Origin of the sequence: Neobacillus niacini, from assembly GCF_030817595.1 — a bacterium.
In the GTDB taxonomy this organism is placed as follows: Bacteria; Bacillota; Bacilli; order Bacillales; family Cytobacillaceae; genus Neobacillus; species Neobacillus niacini_G.
Genome location: NZ_JAUSZN010000001.1, coordinates 137331 through 154220 on the forward strand (window position 1 = coordinate 137331; position 16890 = coordinate 154220).

General features: G+C 37.7%; 18 protein-coding genes. 12 read left to right on the plus strand and 6 right to left on the minus strand.

The annotated features are described in order from the left end of the window. The first annotated feature begins 132 nt into the window (after positions 1–132). Both QFZ31_RS00830 and QFZ31_RS00835 read left to right on the plus strand, forming a co-directional pair. On the plus strand, positions 133–1191 hold the full coding sequence (locus QFZ31_RS00830; RefSeq protein WP_306076883.1) for a PrsW family intramembrane metalloprotease: 1059 nt from the start codon (positions 133–135) through the stop codon (positions 1189–1191). Between the two features lie 373 nt (positions 1192–1564). Beyond that, positions 1565–2071 carry a CBO0543 family protein gene (locus QFZ31_RS00835; protein WP_307300042.1) on the plus strand — a complete coding sequence of 169 codons (507 nt, stop codon included), beginning with the start codon at positions 1565–1567 and terminating at the stop codon, positions 2069–2071. 162 nt (positions 2072–2233) lie between these two features. Here the strand turns inward: QFZ31_RS00835 and QFZ31_RS00840 are convergent, their stop codons facing one another. Together QFZ31_RS00840 and QFZ31_RS00845 are read right to left on the minus strand one after the other, a co-directional pair. Then, positions 2234–2386, minus strand: a complete 153-nt coding sequence (locus tag QFZ31_RS00840; RefSeq protein ID WP_307300044.1) for a hypothetical protein — start codon at positions 2384–2386, stop codon at positions 2234–2236. Positions 2387–2561: 175 nt separating this feature from the next. Beyond that, positions 2562–3458 (minus strand): LysR family transcriptional regulator, encoded by an 897-nt coding sequence (locus tag QFZ31_RS00845; protein WP_307300045.1) that lies wholly within the window; start codon positions 3456–3458, stop codon positions 2562–2564. Positions 3459–3668: 210 nt separating this feature from the next. Between QFZ31_RS00845 and QFZ31_RS00850 the strand changes: the two genes are divergently transcribed. The 5 genes from QFZ31_RS00850 (at position 3669) to QFZ31_RS00870 (ending at position 8094) form a co-directional block, all read left to right on the plus strand. Next, a complete protein-coding gene (locus tag QFZ31_RS00850) occupies positions 3669–4838 on the plus strand; it encodes an MFS transporter (RefSeq protein ID WP_307300047.1) in 1170 nt (389 codons plus the stop codon). Positions 4839–4901: 63 nt separating this feature from the next. After that, complete coding sequence (locus tag QFZ31_RS00855; protein WP_307300051.1) at positions 4902–5609, plus strand: SDR family NAD(P)-dependent oxidoreductase; 708 nt, start codon at positions 4902–4904, stop codon at positions 5607–5609. Positions 5610–5922: 313 nt separating this feature from the next. Continuing rightward, positions 5923–6687: a cytochrome P460 family protein gene (locus QFZ31_RS00860; protein WP_307300054.1), complete on the plus strand. Its 765-nt coding sequence runs from the start codon at positions 5923–5925 to the stop codon at positions 6685–6687. Positions 6688–6771: 84 nt separating this feature from the next. Next, on the plus strand, positions 6772–7470 hold the full coding sequence (locus QFZ31_RS00865) for a DUF4405 domain-containing protein (RefSeq protein WP_307300056.1): 699 nt from the start codon (positions 6772–6774) through the stop codon (positions 7468–7470). A gap of 60 nt (positions 7471–7530) precedes the next feature. Next, positions 7531–8094 carry a cyclophilin-like fold protein gene (locus tag QFZ31_RS00870; protein ID WP_307300057.1) on the plus strand — a complete coding sequence of 188 codons (564 nt, stop codon included), beginning with the start codon at positions 7531–7533 and terminating at the stop codon, positions 8092–8094. Between the two features lie 169 nt (positions 8095–8263). On the opposite strand, the gene QFZ31_RS00875 is transcribed toward QFZ31_RS00870, so the two are convergent. Next, positions 8264–8812 carry a TetR/AcrR family transcriptional regulator gene (locus tag QFZ31_RS00875; protein WP_307311295.1) on the minus strand — a complete coding sequence of 183 codons (549 nt, stop codon included), beginning with the start codon at positions 8810–8812 and terminating at the stop codon, positions 8264–8266. Between the two features lie 215 nt (positions 8813–9027). Between QFZ31_RS00875 and QFZ31_RS00880 the strand changes: the two genes are divergently transcribed. The 4 genes from QFZ31_RS00880 to QFZ31_RS00895 all read left to right on the plus strand — a co-directional run bounded on the left by QFZ31_RS00880 (position 9028) and on the right by QFZ31_RS00895 (position 12627). Beyond that, positions 9028–9783, plus strand: a complete 756-nt coding sequence (locus tag QFZ31_RS00880) for a carboxymuconolactone decarboxylase family protein (RefSeq protein WP_307300058.1) — start codon at positions 9028–9030, stop codon at positions 9781–9783. An 85-nt stretch (positions 9784–9868) separates the two neighbouring features. Beyond that, positions 9869–10666 (plus strand): aldo/keto reductase, encoded by a 798-nt coding sequence (locus QFZ31_RS00885; protein WP_307311298.1) that lies wholly within the window; start codon positions 9869–9871, stop codon positions 10664–10666. 47 nt (positions 10667–10713) lie between these two features. Next, positions 10714–11124: a cupin domain-containing protein gene (locus tag QFZ31_RS00890; RefSeq protein ID WP_307300059.1), complete on the plus strand. Its 411-nt coding sequence runs from the start codon at positions 10714–10716 to the stop codon at positions 11122–11124. A gap of 486 nt (positions 11125–11610) precedes the next feature. Continuing rightward, positions 11611–12627 (plus strand): Gfo/Idh/MocA family protein, encoded by a 1017-nt coding sequence (locus QFZ31_RS00895; protein ID WP_307300061.1) that lies wholly within the window; start codon positions 11611–11613, stop codon positions 12625–12627. Positions 12628–13101: 474 nt separating this feature from the next. Here QFZ31_RS00895 and QFZ31_RS00900 read toward each other — a convergent pair whose 3' ends face one another. From QFZ31_RS00900 to QFZ31_RS00910, 3 genes are read right to left on the minus strand one after another with little or no spacing between them, the layout of a single operon-like run. Then, on the minus strand, positions 13102–13887 hold the full coding sequence (locus QFZ31_RS00900) for an ABC transporter permease (RefSeq protein ID WP_307300063.1): 786 nt from the start codon (positions 13885–13887) through the stop codon (positions 13102–13104). A gap of 4 nt (positions 13888–13891) precedes the next feature. Then, positions 13892–14683, minus strand: coding sequence for an ABC transporter permease (locus QFZ31_RS00905; protein ID WP_307300064.1), 792 nt, complete (start codon positions 14681–14683; stop codon positions 13892–13894). Next, positions 14680–15678, minus strand: a complete 999-nt coding sequence (locus QFZ31_RS00910) for an ATP-binding cassette domain-containing protein (protein WP_307300066.1) — start codon at positions 15676–15678, stop codon at positions 14680–14682. The genes QFZ31_RS00905 and QFZ31_RS00910 overlap by 4 nt, the downstream gene beginning before the upstream one ends. A 641-nt stretch (positions 15679–16319) precedes the next feature. On the opposite strand from QFZ31_RS00910, the gene ssuE reads away from it, so the two are divergent. Then, a complete protein-coding gene (gene ssuE, locus QFZ31_RS00915) occupies positions 16320–16862 on the plus strand; it encodes an NADPH-dependent FMN reductase (RefSeq protein WP_307300068.1) in 543 nt (180 codons plus the stop codon). Positions 16863–16890: the final 28 nt, after the last annotated feature.

Below are 16890 nucleotides of genomic sequence, written 5' to 3' on the forward strand. Positions count from 1 at the left end.
CTTATGTTTAAGTGACTCTTTTTATCGTCTAAATATTTTACCTCTTTTTGAGCATACTCTTTTTGAGGATATTTTTCCTGTATTAATGAATCCGTCGTAAAAACTTATGAAACCAAGAGGGGGTAAGTTTTTTTGAAATGCCCGCAATGTGTGTATTCTAATCCTGATGGAGTGAAGTTCTGCTTAAGCTGCGGCGAAAAGTTTTTTAAAAATAACAGTTCAGAGGATGAAAACAGCTTTTTTTATGAGTTTGCCCACTATGTTGATATGCTTCCAAATATCGAACGGTCAATTGAGCCTAAATTTCACAATATATTTTCGCGTGTTTTCCGTAAGCATAGTGAATTGGAAGCGGAACGGCTGTTTATAGTAGGAACAGCGCTTACGACACCGAAGATTTCGGAAGTAAAAGAGACTTGGCCAAAACCGTGGCTTTTTGCGAGGGTGTTCATCATTGCGCTACTTATATTTGCAGGATTTTACACAGGTGTTAGCTATTTTGGAAATTGGAACTTTATACCTGGAGTTATTATTGTTGGTGCATTTGCTGTTCCGTTTTCAACGTTAATGTTCTTCTGGGAGATGAATGCTCCGCAAAATATTGCTTTTTACCGAGTTATATATTACGTATTGACCGGCGGGATTCTCTCCATGTTAGCCGCCATCGTTTTTTTTGATATTCTTAAAAATAATATTAATCCGATTACGATTGGTATTGTTGAGGAGCTTGCTAAAGCAATAATGGTCATTGCGTTTGTTCGCTATAGAAAATATAAATATATACTAAACGGCCTTCTCATTGGTGCTGCTGTTGGAGCAGGTTTTGCAGCGTTTGAAACCGCTGGGTATGCTTTAAGGTCATTGCTTTCAGGGGATGGCGCAAATCTCTACAATACGATTATTATCCGAGGGATCTTTGCTCCTGGCGGGCATGTTGCCTGGGCTGCTCTGACTGGTGCAGCATTCTGCAGAGTACAAGGGGACAATCGATTTAATCTTAGTATGATATTCCGTTTCAAATTTTTACGCGTCTTTATCTTGGTGGTTGTGATCCATGCACTATGGGACACTCCTATACAAGGAATGTTCCCCTATGGACATACTTTTTTAACGATAGCTTCATGGATTGTTGTTTTTCTACTCATCCGTGCCGGTCTTAAGGAGATAGGAGAAAGAAAATTAATGGTCTAGGAATATCCGTATAAATTGCACAAACGAAGGGAATCGTAACAAACCTGCTTTTGTATTACGAAAATAAAGGTATATATAGTGAACAGGTTAATCAGTCTAAACGTAGACCCTCTACACTTTCTACTGAATGTAATCATTCTATATTTTAGAAAAGAAGCCGGATATTGTAAATGCCCTCAAAAACATTTTTTACCAAACAACAATATGCAGCTTATCGGCTGCTTATTTCTTTTTTCTTTAGAAAAACCTTAACTATCAAATTGGCCGTTCTTTGTCCATTCTTTCTTTCGAAGCCGGTCAGTGGATAAGGGTTTTTAGTAAATTCCTGTTAATTGGAGAGAATAGGAATACTTATTTTTTAAGGATTGATTTTATGTATATTTTAATTAATATTTTATACTTGTTAGCAACGTTTAAATGGGGAGATTGGAGGAATTGGAAACTTTATTATCCGACAATACTTTTCTTAATCATTGGAGATTTTCTATATAACTTTCTCCTCTATAAAAAATCAATGTGGTTGTTTCACGATTTAATCCTACCTAACCATACCATTATTACAATATTAGCTATGGTCGTTTCTTATTCTGCAACCGTATTAATATATCTAGGGAGGTTCCCAGAGGAATGGAATAAACGTTTATTATGGTTTTTGCTATGGGTAGGAATATACTTATCTGTTGAGTATATAAACAGTAAGTTTGGGTTTATTACATACCATAATGGATGGAATATGTGGTGGTCTGTTCTATTTACAGTTATTATTTTCGTTATCTTACCCATACACCAAAAAAGACCTCAGGTGGCTTGGCTTTTATCAATAATAATAATAGTATCGCTATTAAGCATCTTTGATGTAAAAATTAGTGAAATGAAATAAAAACTACTACAGTCTTTTTGGATTGGAGCTTGTCAAAAATTGTACTTTAACGAAACCAGCTAATAGTTTGTCAACATTTTTAAAAAAAGTAAAACTATATAAAAAAAGGTCAACCAGAAAAATCTGGCTAACCTTATATTACGATCGGGTGAATTTAATTAATTAATCGCGATTGTCTGTGTTTTTTGATTTAAGGATAGGTTTGTCTGTGGATTCAATGATTTTATCTTTGATTTCAGGGATAGGTTCGTTCGTCCGTGTATTCCATATACTATATTTAATGTTATTGGGTGAGTCTGTGTTTTCATTGGGCATTATTCATCCACCTCGATTATTGTTTTAATAGTCAGTTTGCTATACAAATATAGAATGCTTCTAAAAAGATCGTTTAATTCTTTCTCTTCTAAAAAAGTTAATTAGTTACAAGATAAGCTAATAACCCACAAACATATTAAAACGGATACTACGATAGAAGAATAATGCGGTCGGTTCAAAGATTTAAAAATTTCGCCTGAATTTCTTTTAAAAACATATCAGTAGCAGCGGAAAAAACCTGGTGCTTCTTCCAAACAATATTTAAACCTGATTCAAGTTTTGGCTCTAGTGGTCTAAAACAAAGGTTACTATCACTAGACGTATTTACTATTTTATCAAGGGTTATGGCATAACCAATGCCCTCATCCACCATAATTGCCGCATTATAGGCAAGATTGTATGTCGTTACGACGTTTAATTTATCAAAATCTTCACCAAACCAATCCGCAAATTCATTTTTAGAAAATGTCTGTTTCATAGCCTGGCGTGAACAGATGAGCGGAACATTTAATAAATCCATTGCTTGAATGGAATATTTGAGAGCAAGTGGACTGTCTTTCCTCATAACAACGCCCCAAACATCCTTGGCAGGGATATTAATGTAATTGTATTTTGATAAATCAGCTGGTTGAATTAAAATACCAAAGTCAAGCAATCCCTTGTCAAGCCGTTCGGTGACATCGTCTTCGTTACCGCTGTAGAGGTGATACCGTATATTTGGATAACGTAACTGTAAATCTTTAACTACCCGTGCAATCTGTCGCATGGCATCGGTTTCACCACCACCGATGTAAACATCCCCACTAATTGTTTCTTCCATGGAACTAAATTCTGACTCTAATTTATCGACCATATCAACGATTTCTTCTGCTCTCTTTCGCAGCAACATTCCTTCTTCAGTGAGGATGATACTGTGACTGCTGCGAATAAATAGCTTTTTTCCTAAGTCTTCTTCAAGATCTTTTAATTGTCTTGACAAGGTTGGTTGTGTAACATGCAAAAAATTAGCAGCAGCTGTAATGCTTCCTTCTCGTGCAACAGTAAGAAAATAGCGCAATACTCTAAATTCCATCAAACATTCCTCCTTTAACACGTTTTAGTATATACATTTGTAGATATACATATCAAGCATATCATGATATAAGATATAAGTATTGGTTATATCAAAAGAGCATAGCTAAAATAAATAGTAACAACAACAGAAGAAAGATAATCTCGCAAGTATGAATTTACAGAGATGATTGAAAAGGTCGATTAAAAGCTGAAAATTGGAGTGGTTTTTTTGATAAAACGAAATAATTTATTGGTTTTTATATTAACGATCGGTGTTTTTGGCATCTTAAATACCGAAATGGGGGTTATTGGGATATTACCTGATATTGCTGATCACTTTGATGTCAGTGTATCAAAAGCAGGATGGCTGGTGAGTTTCTTTGCCCTGGTTGTTGCAGTGTCTGGCCCAACGATGCCTTTATTATTTTCAGGGATCAATCGGAAGAAGGTTATGTTACTGGTACTAGGTGTTTTTGTTTTGGGGAACATCGTATCCATATTTACGTCTAACTTTACCATTCTGTTATTAGCTCGTATCATACCAGCCTTTTTTCATCCCATTTATTGTTCGTTGGCTTTTTCAGTAGCTGCCGCGTCGGTAAGTAAAGAAGAAGCTCCGAAAGCTGTTTCTAAAGTATTTATTGGAGTTTCTGCCGGTATGGTAGTTGGTGTACCAGTGGCAAGCTTTATCGCTAGCGCAATTTCTTTACAAATGGCGATGGTCTTTTTTGCTGCTGTTAATGCTGTAGCATTCATTGCTACATTACTATTTGTACCATCTATGCCGGTTGAGGCAGGACTTGCCTACGGAACTCAATTATCGGTATTAAAAAAATCAATGACATGGATTTCCATCGTAACCGTCATTTTATTAAATTCTGCCGTATTTGGAGTTTATAGTTATCTTGCTGATTATCTGAAAACCGTTACGAATCTGTCTTCGAATTCTATTAGCTTACTATTATTCGTCTTTGGTGGAGCAAATATTATCGGAAATATTGTAGCAGGGAAATTATTAACTAAAAATGCGAAGAAATCTGTCGTATCCTATCCTTTTGTATTAGGGGCAGTGTATATCCTATTATTTTTCACAGGACAGTTTACCGTACCTATGGCCATCATTACGTTATTTTGGGGAGTGTTGGCGGGAATTGGGGGCAATATCACTCAGTATTGGATTATGTCTGCAGCACCTGAAGCACCTGATTTTGCGAATGGATTATTTCTAACAGCGGCTAACTTAGGAACAACCTTTGGGGCTGCAGTCGGCGGATTCATTATATCGGATATGGGTACACAATACGTTGTGTTAGTGGGGATACTATCATTGATACTAGGTTTAGTAACTATTTTGCTAAGAAATTATATGTATAGTTCTACAAAACAGCTCTCCACATAAGGAGTATCTCTTTTAGAATTTTTAAATGCTGCTCAATCTTAGAACGAAAAATGGAGGATTTATATGTCACAGGATAAACAAGTTGCACTTGTCACCGGCGGGAATCGAGGAATTGGATATGAGTTGGTCAAACAATTGGCGTTGAAAGGTTTTAAGGTCATTTTGGCAAGTCGGGATCCAGAGATGGGTCAGGAAGCTGCGCAAAGACTTATGGATACAAATCTTGACGTTTCTTTTGTCGAGATGGATGTAGTTAGTCAAGAAAGCATAAGGCAAGCTGCCATTACAATAAATAAGCGTTTTGGAAGATTAGACGTATTGATAAATAATGCAGGCGTGTATTTAGATAAGAATCAAAAGTTATTGGCTATGGATCCTGGCATTCTAGAGAAAACAATGGCTACTAATTTCTTCGGTGTTTACCATGTGATCCGTTCCTTTATTCCCCTCATGGAAATACAGGGCTACGGGAGAATTATTACTATTTCCTCAGAATATGGGGCGATGAGTGAATTGACCTATCCAGGAGTAGGCGCTTATAAGTTATCTAAATTTGCCCTAAATGGATTGACTCGACTAGTAGCTGCAGAAGTCAATGGTGATATCAAAATAAATGCAGTCGATCCGGGATGGGTGAGCTCAGATATGGGTGGACCATCGGCTCCAATAACTCCTAAGCAAGCTGCTGAGTCTATCGTTTCGTTAGCGACGATAGGACCTGAAGGACCCAATGGGGCATTCTTTAGAGATGGGAAACGAATCGATTGGTAATACCTTATTGAAAAAAGGGTTAGCATGAAAAGAAGTTCGAAGTAAACACAAGTCAACACACGGTATCGTTCCTTTAAACGTTGGAATTATTAATGGTAAGGCCAGTGGAATATTTTTAAACTACTCTCCACGCCACGTCCGGCAGTGGTGATTACTTAATAGCTTGTGAGATTAATAAAACTGCCAATCGTGTGTCATTTCCTTTTCCATCGGGAAATGTACATTATTTTATTCATTACAAAGGTACATGAAAAAAATTTTCCGAGAACAGCTGAAAATGAGCCTTTTTAATAGTGGGAGAGGAGAAAACAGTATGAAAAAAAGATTATTTCATTCATTTACATTGTTGCTAGCCCTCATCCTTACTGCATGCAGTAACAATGATAATGAATCTTTGGAAACTTCCCAACAGGGTCAAGAGGATACTTCTCAACAGAATCAAGAATACGCTGAGATTGGATCTGGGGCTCACCTTGTTAAATTCCCTGAAGACCTTGAAGAGGGAATTGTGTTTGCCACTTACGATCGAGGAGATATTCATGAAAACATCTATGTAAATAGTAGGGAAGCAATTGAAGCAGTGCAAAACGGAGGGGAGCTACCGAGTGGTACTGTTATCACTCTCGAAGGATTTCGTGATGAAGAGCTTGAGCATTATTTAGTGATGGAAAAGCGGACGGGCTGGGGTTCTCAGTACTCGCCTGAGGAGCGTACTGGGGAATGGGAATTCCAGGCTTTTACTCCTGACAGAGAAGTTATGGAAGATGGTATCGGTGGCCGAGCGATTGGACGATGCTATACCTGTCACGCAAATCAGGAAAGGGATCAATATATGAACTCGATGGATCAAATGAAAGAGTTTGATATAGAAGAGATTTCACAATCAAAGAGCAGCAGTATAGAAACCCCAATCGCAGCTATCCCTGCAGACCACTGGAAAGTAAGTGAGATATTTGCTGGGATGAAAGATTCAAAGAATGAGAATAAAAAAGAAAGCAATGAAATAGAAGGTCAGGAAAAAGTAGATATCATTCAGGACATTCTTTGGAAGATCTATTTACAGCAATTTAATAGTTGATGGATGTGTGAGATAAAAAGAAATTTGCTGCCCGCTAAGGAAACATCCCAATATTAAATTAGGATAGAAAGAGAGGAATGTGCGTTGAATCATAAGATATTATTCAGGCTTGTCAATGATCTTGTTATGACATTTCTAATGTTAATTGCAATGGCTTACTATATTACCGGAAATATGGTCCATGAAGTGGTTGGAGTTGTGGTGCTTTTCCTATTTATCGTCCATAACTTTTTAAATCGACGTTGGTATAGAGCAATTTTAAAGGGAAAGCACAATATACGGCGGATTTTGCAAATTGGAATCAATCTGCTTTTTCTAGTCACCATGATTGTGATGATCGTAAGTGCTCTGTTCATTTCCAGTGAGTTATTTCCCTTTATTTCTATTGATAATGATATGATGCTACGGCAAATACATGTACAGACTGCCTATTGGGGATTTATCATCATGACTGTTCATATTGGATTATCATGGGAAATGATTCTCAATTCACTTCGTAGGATGACGGGAATAACCAGTACTAATCGTATTCGTACCATTGCGTTGCGTATTTTGGCGGTATTAATTGTTGCCTATGGGGTGCGATCTTCCTTCGAGGGAGAAATGGGTTCTAAACTATTCGTTTACAATCCATTTGGTTGGTCATCTGTTGATTCAACTATAAGATTTTTAATTGACCACCTATCTATCATGGGAATCTATGTTTGTGGGACACATTATACGTTGAAATTTATTCACAAGCAGGGAAAAAGAGTAGAAAAACAGTCTGATATCGCTTTATAAGAGAAGCAAATCATATGAATTATGGCAGTTCCAATTCATATTGAGTCTGGAGATGTTTTGATGGGAAGAGAGTTTATATTGTCACTAATATATTCATTGATAATTTTAATGTTTCTAACAGCTTGCGGAAGTAATAATAATACAGAAAAAAACAATGTTGATGATACTGCAAACAAAAATTCAAATGAGGAACAAATAATTAGTGAACCGCACAAGCAGAATATCCAGGATTCGGTTATTGATAATGAAGGTGATGCTTTTATGGAAGATGTTAAAGTAAAATTGACGTTTAACAACGAGGTAGCAATCGTGAATATGTATGATAATCCAACAAGCAGAGATTTTTTATCACAACTGCCGTTAACAATAACGTTAGGAGATTATGCTGGAACTGAAAAAATTAGTTACCTTTCAAAAAAACTTTCTACTGAAGAAGCGCCATCAGGCAGCGATCCTTCGGTTGGAGATTTCGCCTATTATGCTCCTTGGGGGAATTTAGCTATATATTATAAAGATTTCGGGTTTTCAAACGGACTTATTACATTAGGGAAAATTGAATCAGGACTAGAAAATCTAGAAACAATGAAGGACAATTTTACTGTTCACGTTGAAAAAGTTGATTAAAAATAGAAATTAGGAACCTAACGCACCGAATCACTGGAGGTTACATTTTCGTCAGTAAATAACGTTAAGATGTATCTGTAAAAACTCCGATATGAATCTTCCGAGATAAAAACCCTGAGTCCTATATAGATATGGACTCAGGGTTTAATTCTTTAGGAACTTTGATAGATTACTCAAAATTCCTATCTAACAATGCCCCCGTTTGTTCAGCCATGACATGTGCTGACAAAGGCATTTCATTCTTGAACCACCATTCTACTGACCCAACGACAGCTGAGCCAAAAAATTGAAGAATAACTTCTTCATTTAATCCGTTGTTTTTTTCCACTGCTATATCCACTTCAGCTTTAAACTCTTCGATAACTAAATCAAGAAAACGACTACGAAAATATGGTGCCCCTTTACTCGCTAACATCGTTGAAAAAAATAAATAGTTATGCTCAAAGTATTCGTACCACACATAATTACCTTCTTGAAATGTCATCTCAGATGCCGATTGGCATAGTTCTCTTAGATTCTCTATATGTTCTTCAATCATCTTATCCATGAGGTCATATTTATCCGTGTAATGAAGATAAATGGTTCCTCGATTAACGTCTGCTCTGTCCGCAATATCCTGTATGGTAATGTCGTCAAAACTTTTTTCAGACATCAGCTCCGTTACAGCATTTTTTATCGCTACTTGGCTTTTGGCTATTCTTCTATCTACTTTAGGCATTTTCATTCACCAATCTTCCTAAAAATAATCAACAATTTTAATTGATTTGTTCAGTAATCAACGAATTGCGTTAATTTAACCATTGAAAGTATGAAGGACTTTTTTATAATTATAAACAGTTGTTGATTAATCAATCAATATTAATTTTTAAAGCAACATGTTTAGCTAACTTTTGGATACTAATAGCAGATTTACTTCAAATAGGAGGCTTATTAATGGACCGTGTTGAGAAGAGCAAGGAAAAATACAAACAGCTATTTGGTGAGAGCGTACCAGCCTCATATGCTACCGATCCTGATTTTCAGGACATTCTTAGCAACTTCATTTTTGGGGAAGTTTTTTATCAAGGTAATCTTGATGACAAACAACGCGAGCTTATTACTCTGGTTGTGCTTGCCACGAATCAGACGTTACCACAGCTTAAGGCACATGTAGGTGCTGCGCTGAACGTCGGGCTCACACCGGTAGAAATCAAAGAGGCGGTTTACCAGTGTGCTCCATACATTGGATTTCCTAAAACCTTAAACGCCATCAATGAACTTAATGAAGTTTTCAAAGCAAAGAATATCGCTTTACCACTAGAAAGCCAAAAGACGGTAGATGAAGATAGTCGTTTTGAGAAAGGACTTGCAACTCAAGTCGAGATTTTTGGTGATGTTATTTCAAAAATGCGTGAGGCTGCCCCAGCAAATCAAAAGCATATCCAGGATTATCTTTCTGCGTTTTGTTTCGGAGACTTTTACACTCGTGGCGCACTTGATTTGAAATCAAGAGAGTTGTTGACACTTTGTATTATCAGTGCACTTGGCGGTTGTGAAAGCCAAGTAAAGTCACATGTTCTGGGTAACAAAAATGTGGGGAACGACAAAGAAACGTTGATTTCCGCCATCACCCACTGCCTTCCATATATAGGCTTTCCGAGAACACTTAACGCATTAGCTTGTGTCAATGAAATTATTCCTGAAAATTAAAGGCAAAGGAGACAAAAGCATGTTTAACGAAACTTACAAATTATCAAATGGTGTAGAAATTCCAAAATTAGGTCTTGGTACCTAGCTGCTTGACGATGCTCAGGCAGCACAGGCAGTGCGTGATGCAGTATCTATCGGATATCGTCATATTGATACAGCTCAGGCTTATATGAATGAAGCTGGTGTAGGCGAAGGAATCCGTTCCTGCGGTGTCGCAAGAGAGGATCTTTTTATTACGACAAAGGTTGCTGCAGAAGCAAAGACCTATGATGCAGTTACGCAGTCCATTAATGAGTCTTTAGCAAAGATGGGACTGGATTACATTGACCTTCTGATAATACACAGCCCACAGCCTTGGACGGAGTTCCGTGAGGAGAACCGTTACTTCGAGGAAAACAAAGAAGTATGGAGAGCAATGGAGGATGCTTATAAGACAGGCAAAGTAAAGGCAATCGGTCTTTCTAACTTCCTTCAGGATGATGTAGAGAATATTCTTGCAAACTGTGAGATAAAGCCAATGGTAAATCAGATATTGGCACATGTGAGCAATACTCCTTTGGAACTAATTGAATTCTGCCAGAAGAATGACATCCTGGTCGAAGCATATTCACCAATTGCACACGGTGCAGTTCTCGATAATGTAGAGGTTAAGGTAATAGCCGATAAGTATGGAGTATCTGTTGCTCAGCTTTGCCTACGTTATGATATCCAGCTAGGTCTTGTAGTAATTCCTAAGACGGCAAATCCAGAACACATGAGAAACAATTCAGAGCTTGATTTTGTTATCAGCGATGCAGATATGGACACTTTAAAGAATGTAGAGCAAATCCAGAATTATGGTGAGCATAGCTTCTTCCCGGTATTTGGCGGGAAATTAAAATAATAGGTAATGAATGGGAACTTTTTATATTTTTATTGGAGGAATTATATATGGCGAAATATGAAGAAGTAAAAAATGGCGTTATTTTCCCAGTGGGCGAAAAAAATGAAGCATATGCACAATTTTTTGTGGGACAAAGTTATCTTAAAGGATTAGTTTCTGATCCTAACGTTAGTGTTGGTGTTGGGAATGTGACCTTTGAACCGGGATGCCGGAATAACTGGCATATCCATCGTGATGGATTTCAAATATTATTAGTAACTGGTGGCGAAGGTTGGTACCAAGAAGAAGGAAAACCTGCACAATTTTTAAAAGCCGGTGATGTTATTGTGACTCATGATGGTGTAAAACACTGGCATGGCGCTGCAAAAGACAGCTGGTTTGAACATATCGCAATCACTGCAGGTACTCCTGAATGGTTGGAACCAGTATCAGATGAGGAATATAACGAAGTAAAATAATAGTTGAATTAAAAACAATGCTGTAGAGGTTATACCCTTATACCATTATTTGATATGCTGGCTAACCAATATCACCATCTTTATCAATCTGATAAGTCTTAAACTGGTCTATATCCGACCAGTTTTTTATTTTTAAGAAGAGTATCATTTACATATAAGTTTTTGCATACTATTTTTGAATTTGTACATAGGAGGAAATCTTAATGGCAAAGAAAGGTTTTAAGTATAATCAATAGTCATGATCCTAAAGCATTTTCCAGTGATGAGAAATGCTTTTTTATTAGATCTATATTTAGAAGGATTTTTTTAACAACAGTGTGAAGATTCGCAATAATTCACAATTTTACACCACATCAATATGAAAGCGTTGACAATTGTTAACCTTCTTGATAGTTTAAGAGAAACGTATGAAATAAGATGCAATTACTTTATTTCATCCAAATTAAGTAGAAGGATTTGCCATCGAATAAAGGAGGAGAGATCTCTTTGACTTTACATAAAATTGTTGTAGCCGGGTGTGGGAGCATGTCAAATACCTGGCTGGATTATGCGGAACAACGAAATAACGCAGAAGTTGTAGGATTAGTTGATGTCTCTTTAGATGCGGCAAAAGCAATGGCAGAACGAAGAAATTTACAAGTGCCATTATTTTCAGATCTATCACAAGCACTCTCTGAAACAAACGCAAACCTCGTTTTTGATGTCACGATACCTGCAGCACATAAACAAATTGTCACAACTGCGTTGGAAGCAGGATGTAATGTATTCGGGGAAAAACCAATGGCGGAATCATTAGAAGACGCTAGGAAGGTGTTACAAGTAGCTCAAGAAACAGGAAAAAAATATACGGTCATGCAAAATCGCAGATATAACAAACAGATTCGTGCGTTGCGAGACCTTTTAGCAAGCGGATTGATTGGTACAATTGGTTCACTACATGCTGACTTTTTTCTTGGGCCGCATTTTGGTGGGTTCCGTGATGAGATGGATAGCCCGCTTATTGTGGACATGGCTATTCATACATTTGATCAGGCACGTTTCATATCCGGGGCTGACGCGGTTTCTGTCTATTGCCACGAGTTTAATCCGCCAGGCTCATGGTATAAAGGAAACGCATCAGCGATTATCATCTATGAAATGAGTGATGGATCTGTATTCTCCTACCGAGGGTCTTGGTGTGCAGAGGGGTCGAATACTTCATGGGAATCAGATTGGCGGGTAACAGGAAGCAAAGGAACAGCGCGCTGGGATGGATCAAATCTACCTGTTTATGAAGTAGTGGATACCACTCGACCTATACAATTTATGAGCAAAACAAAATTTGAGACCGCATCTAGCACCTGGGAAGGTCGGGAAGGCCATTGGGGTTGCCTTGATGAAATGTTTGGCTCCATTGAGGAAAACCGTCTAGCGGAAACGGACTGCGCGGATAACATCAAAAGTATGGAGATGGTTTTTGGAGCTTTAGAAAGTACAAGAAGCGGACAGAAAATTTTATTATAAATGATAGATTCAAGGAGAGATTATTTCGATGAAACTATCAATACTCCTAGTAATAGTAAAATAAGCGGAGAATTTCCGGCTAAATACAGAATGGAGCTAGTTTCGGGGGATTTTAGCGGAGGTTTTCCGCTTATGCTAAGCTAAATTTACCATTTTCGTATTTTTCAAGACAATAGGCGGAATCTCTCCGTCTATTGGAAGCCTTTTTTAAAATAATTACTAATTAGGCGGAATTTTTCCGTCTATTATCAGCTCAGGTGCTTAATCTAATCTGATTCCCCAACCGATAAGTGCGGAATCTCTTGATCCTGAATGCGGGAATCAGCAGCTTACCATCCACCAGCTTATAAAAATCAACTGTTTAAATCAATGTAAAAAAGAAAAGAAGAGCCGGCGAGCTCTTCTTTTCCGTTCAGGGTTAGTATTTTTCCTTGGATGCTTTTTCACTTCATTATAATTACTGTGTAATCTATATTAATTCCCAGCCCCACGATATCTCTTCACTCCAGCATTCCACAGAAGAATCGCAATACCAAAGAAAAGGATTCCCATTACAGGTGTAAAAAAGGCATATCCATACCATTCCTCACGATTTAAAAAATAGGAAGCTGGATACACACCAACAAAGGCGAAAGGTAGAATCCACGTTAACACAAATTGAATCACCTTGTTGTAAATGTTAATCGGATAGCGGCCATAATTGCTGATATTATACATCATGGGCATAATGTCGGTACGGCTGTCAGACCAAAATCCAATCGTCGCAATCGAAATAAAGATCCCGGCATAAATAAAAGCCCCACCAATTACCATGACAATAAAAATCAAAACATCGTACCAAGCAAAGTTTATGTCTAGATTCATAATAGCATAACCCATTACCAATAAGCCTGTGATGGCACCGAATAACGATTCCAGCTCAATTCGTTCCAAGATAATTTGGAACAGACTGTGAACCGGGCGTGTCAAGATACGGTCCATTTCTCCTTTAACAATATAGCGTTCATTAAAGTCCCAGATGTTAAAAAAGGACGAAAAGATTGCATAAGGAACAAGGAAAAATCCATAAATAAAAATGATTTCATCTCGGTTCCATCCGCCTAAAAAGGCTGTATGGCGAAATACGATTACGATGAAAATTAAATTGACAGCTTGAAATAATAGATCAGAAAGAATTTCAATAATCGTATCAGCACGATAAGTAAGCCTTGTCTTTAAATATTGAGAGGCGTATTGAAAGAACAATGATAGATAAAACATTGGTTCAGCCTCCTTGTATAATTAAGTGTTTTTTTGCTAACGACCATAATAGCCGGATTGGAATGAGTAAAATGACGACCCAGAATACTTGTGAAAGTAAAGCTTTATAAATCTCCTGCCCCACAAAGCCTCCTGTAAATATCATACTAGGAACATAACTAATCGCTTGAAAAGGCAAATATGACATTAAAGTTTGAGCCCAGTCTGGATAAAAAGAAATAGGGAGAAGTAAACCTGAGAACAAATCGATTACAACACGTTTTGCTCGAATCAACCCTGAGTTATTAAATAAAAAGAATGTCATAATACCTGTTAATAGGTTGATGTGCGTGTTGACAATAAAACTAAAAACTAGCGAAATAAAGAAAAATAGCCACGTGGTCAAACTAGCATCAAAGCGGACCGGAAAAATCATGGCCACAATAATCATACCTGGGACGGAGAAAAACAATAAGCGAAAGACGCCTTCGCCTAGTGCCTGCATGGTTTTCATCCCTAAGTAGTTATAAGGGCGGATCATTTCAATCGCGACTTTACCGTCTTTGATTTCAGCTGCAATTTCCCGATCGATATTGTTATAATAAAACGCTCGTGCCATCCAGGCGACAGCCACATACGTAGTCATTTGAGCGACGGACAATCCCTGAATCTGTTCTTTTCCTCCATAAATCGCTGACCATAAAAAATAGTAAGCACCAATATTAATGCTATATATTAATATCCCGCTATAATAGTTTGTCCGATAAGCGAGCATCATTAAAAAGCGAACCCGAATCATTTCTATATACATACTCATGTGAGGGCCATACCTTCTTCATAGATCTTCCGGACAATCTCTTCCGTTGAAATTTCATTGATTCGAACATTCTTAATCGGATTCCTTTGGACAACATCACTGATCAATCGAGAGACCATTTGTTCATCCCCATTGATATATCCGAGCCAGGTCGTCGCATCCTTTTGCTCCCATTGAAGATTTTCAACACGAGGCAGGGAGCTGCGAGGGACTTCTGACAAAAATTCAAATTCGATTTGTTTTCCTTCCACCGCATGTTCTTGAAGCTGATTCAGCTTGCCATCATAAATAATTTTTCCTTCATCTAATAACACCACTCGCTCACATAGGGCTTCAATATCCGTTAAGTCATGTGTCGTCAAGAGAATGGTGGTTTTATATTGTTCGTTAATTTCCTGTAGAAACTTACGAATTTTTAATTTCACCAATACATCTAGTCCAATCGTGGGCTCGTCCAAAAAGAGGAGCGGAGGATTGTGGACAAGAGCGGCAGCCAATTCGCAGCGCATCCGTTGTCCAAGAGACAGCTTTCGTACCGGTTTATCTAGTAAGGGACCAATTTCTAACGTCTCTATCACATGGCCCATATGACGGTCATAGTCTTCATCCGAAACTCGGTATACCTTTTTTAATAACCGGAAGGATTCTTGAACCGCGATATCCCACCAAAGCTGTGACCGCTGCCCAAACACCACACCAATGGTTCGCACGAATTCTTCTCGCTGCTTGTGGGGATTCATACCATTCACGATAATGGAACCGGATGTAGGCGTTAAAATGCCGGTTAACATCTTAATGGTAGTTGACTTACCAGCACCATTTTCTCCAATATACCCAACCATTTCACCTTGTTTAACGGTTAAGGAAATATTATCAACGGCTGCATGGACTTTATAATTTCTCGTAAATAAATCGCGAAACGCTCCAGCCAAGCCAGGCCGGCTCGTATAAGAATTAAATTCTTTTCGTAAATTTTGAACCTCAATGATATTCATTTCGTTTCCTCCTAGAATATAAAAAGAAAAACATGATAACGAAAACGATTTTACCAAACTTATATAATAACCTGAGAAGGTTATTCATGCAAGTAAGGTGTACTTGTATATATATATTGAAATAATAATAGTGCTTCATGGTTTCGTTGTATATCTAAGTAAGTCGTCTGTACCAAGCCTTTTTTTATCACATCCTATTTGGCTCTCCCATAGATTAAACCTATCAATTAAGTTTCCCACCATGTAATCTTGACTGAATTACTCAAGATTCAGCTCGTAAAAAAATAGTTGACAATGTTGGGAAATCTTGATAAATTTAATCCGTAGTTAACCAATCGGAATAATGAAGGTTCGATCAGACCACTGAAGGCCTTGCAATGTTGAAATCACACGATTATATATTGCAGGGCCTATTTTGTTTTCCTTTACTAGTAGAAACATGTGGGGAACAATCTAAGAAAGCTGTAAAGAAGGGAGACAAAATAATCAATCTAACAAAACATCATCCTATCCCCGGAGCAATTTAGGGGCAAATCGAATAGTCGTGCCGACCGATCAGACATCTGAAGGTCCTTAACTTTAGTAAAGAGTTAGGGGCCTTTTTGTTTTTATGAAAATCAATTAAAAAGGAGCTAATGAATATGACTAAAATCTTAATTATTTCAGGGAGCCCTGCCACTGTTTCACGAACGGCAGCCATTGCTTCATTTGTCAGTAATATCCTCGTAGAAGGGGGAAATGAGGTAGAAAGGCTTTCCGTTAGGGATTTGCCTGCTGAAGCCCTGCTTCATGCACAGTTTAACCATCCAGAAATTAAGAAAGCCCAAGAGTTAGTAGAACAGTCTGATGCACTGATTGTGGTGAGTCCTGTTTATAAAGCAAGTTTCCCAGGAATTTTGAAAAGCTTTTTTGATTTGCTGCCGGAGAAAAGTCTAGAGGGAAAAAAAGTGCTGGCGATTGCCTCTGGTGGGAGTATTGCACATCTGTTGACGCTAGAATATGCATTTAAACCTTTATTTTCTACCCTTGGCGCACGTGAAATCCCTCAAGGAGTCTATCTCGTTGATTCACAGTTCAGCTATTCCGGTGAGCAGTTAAATTTCATTGACCTTCAACTTAAAGAAAGACTGGAATCATCCGTGGTTGAATTACAGACATCCTTAAATCTCTTCATTAAGAATTAAAAAAATACAGATAAATCAGGAGGTATAC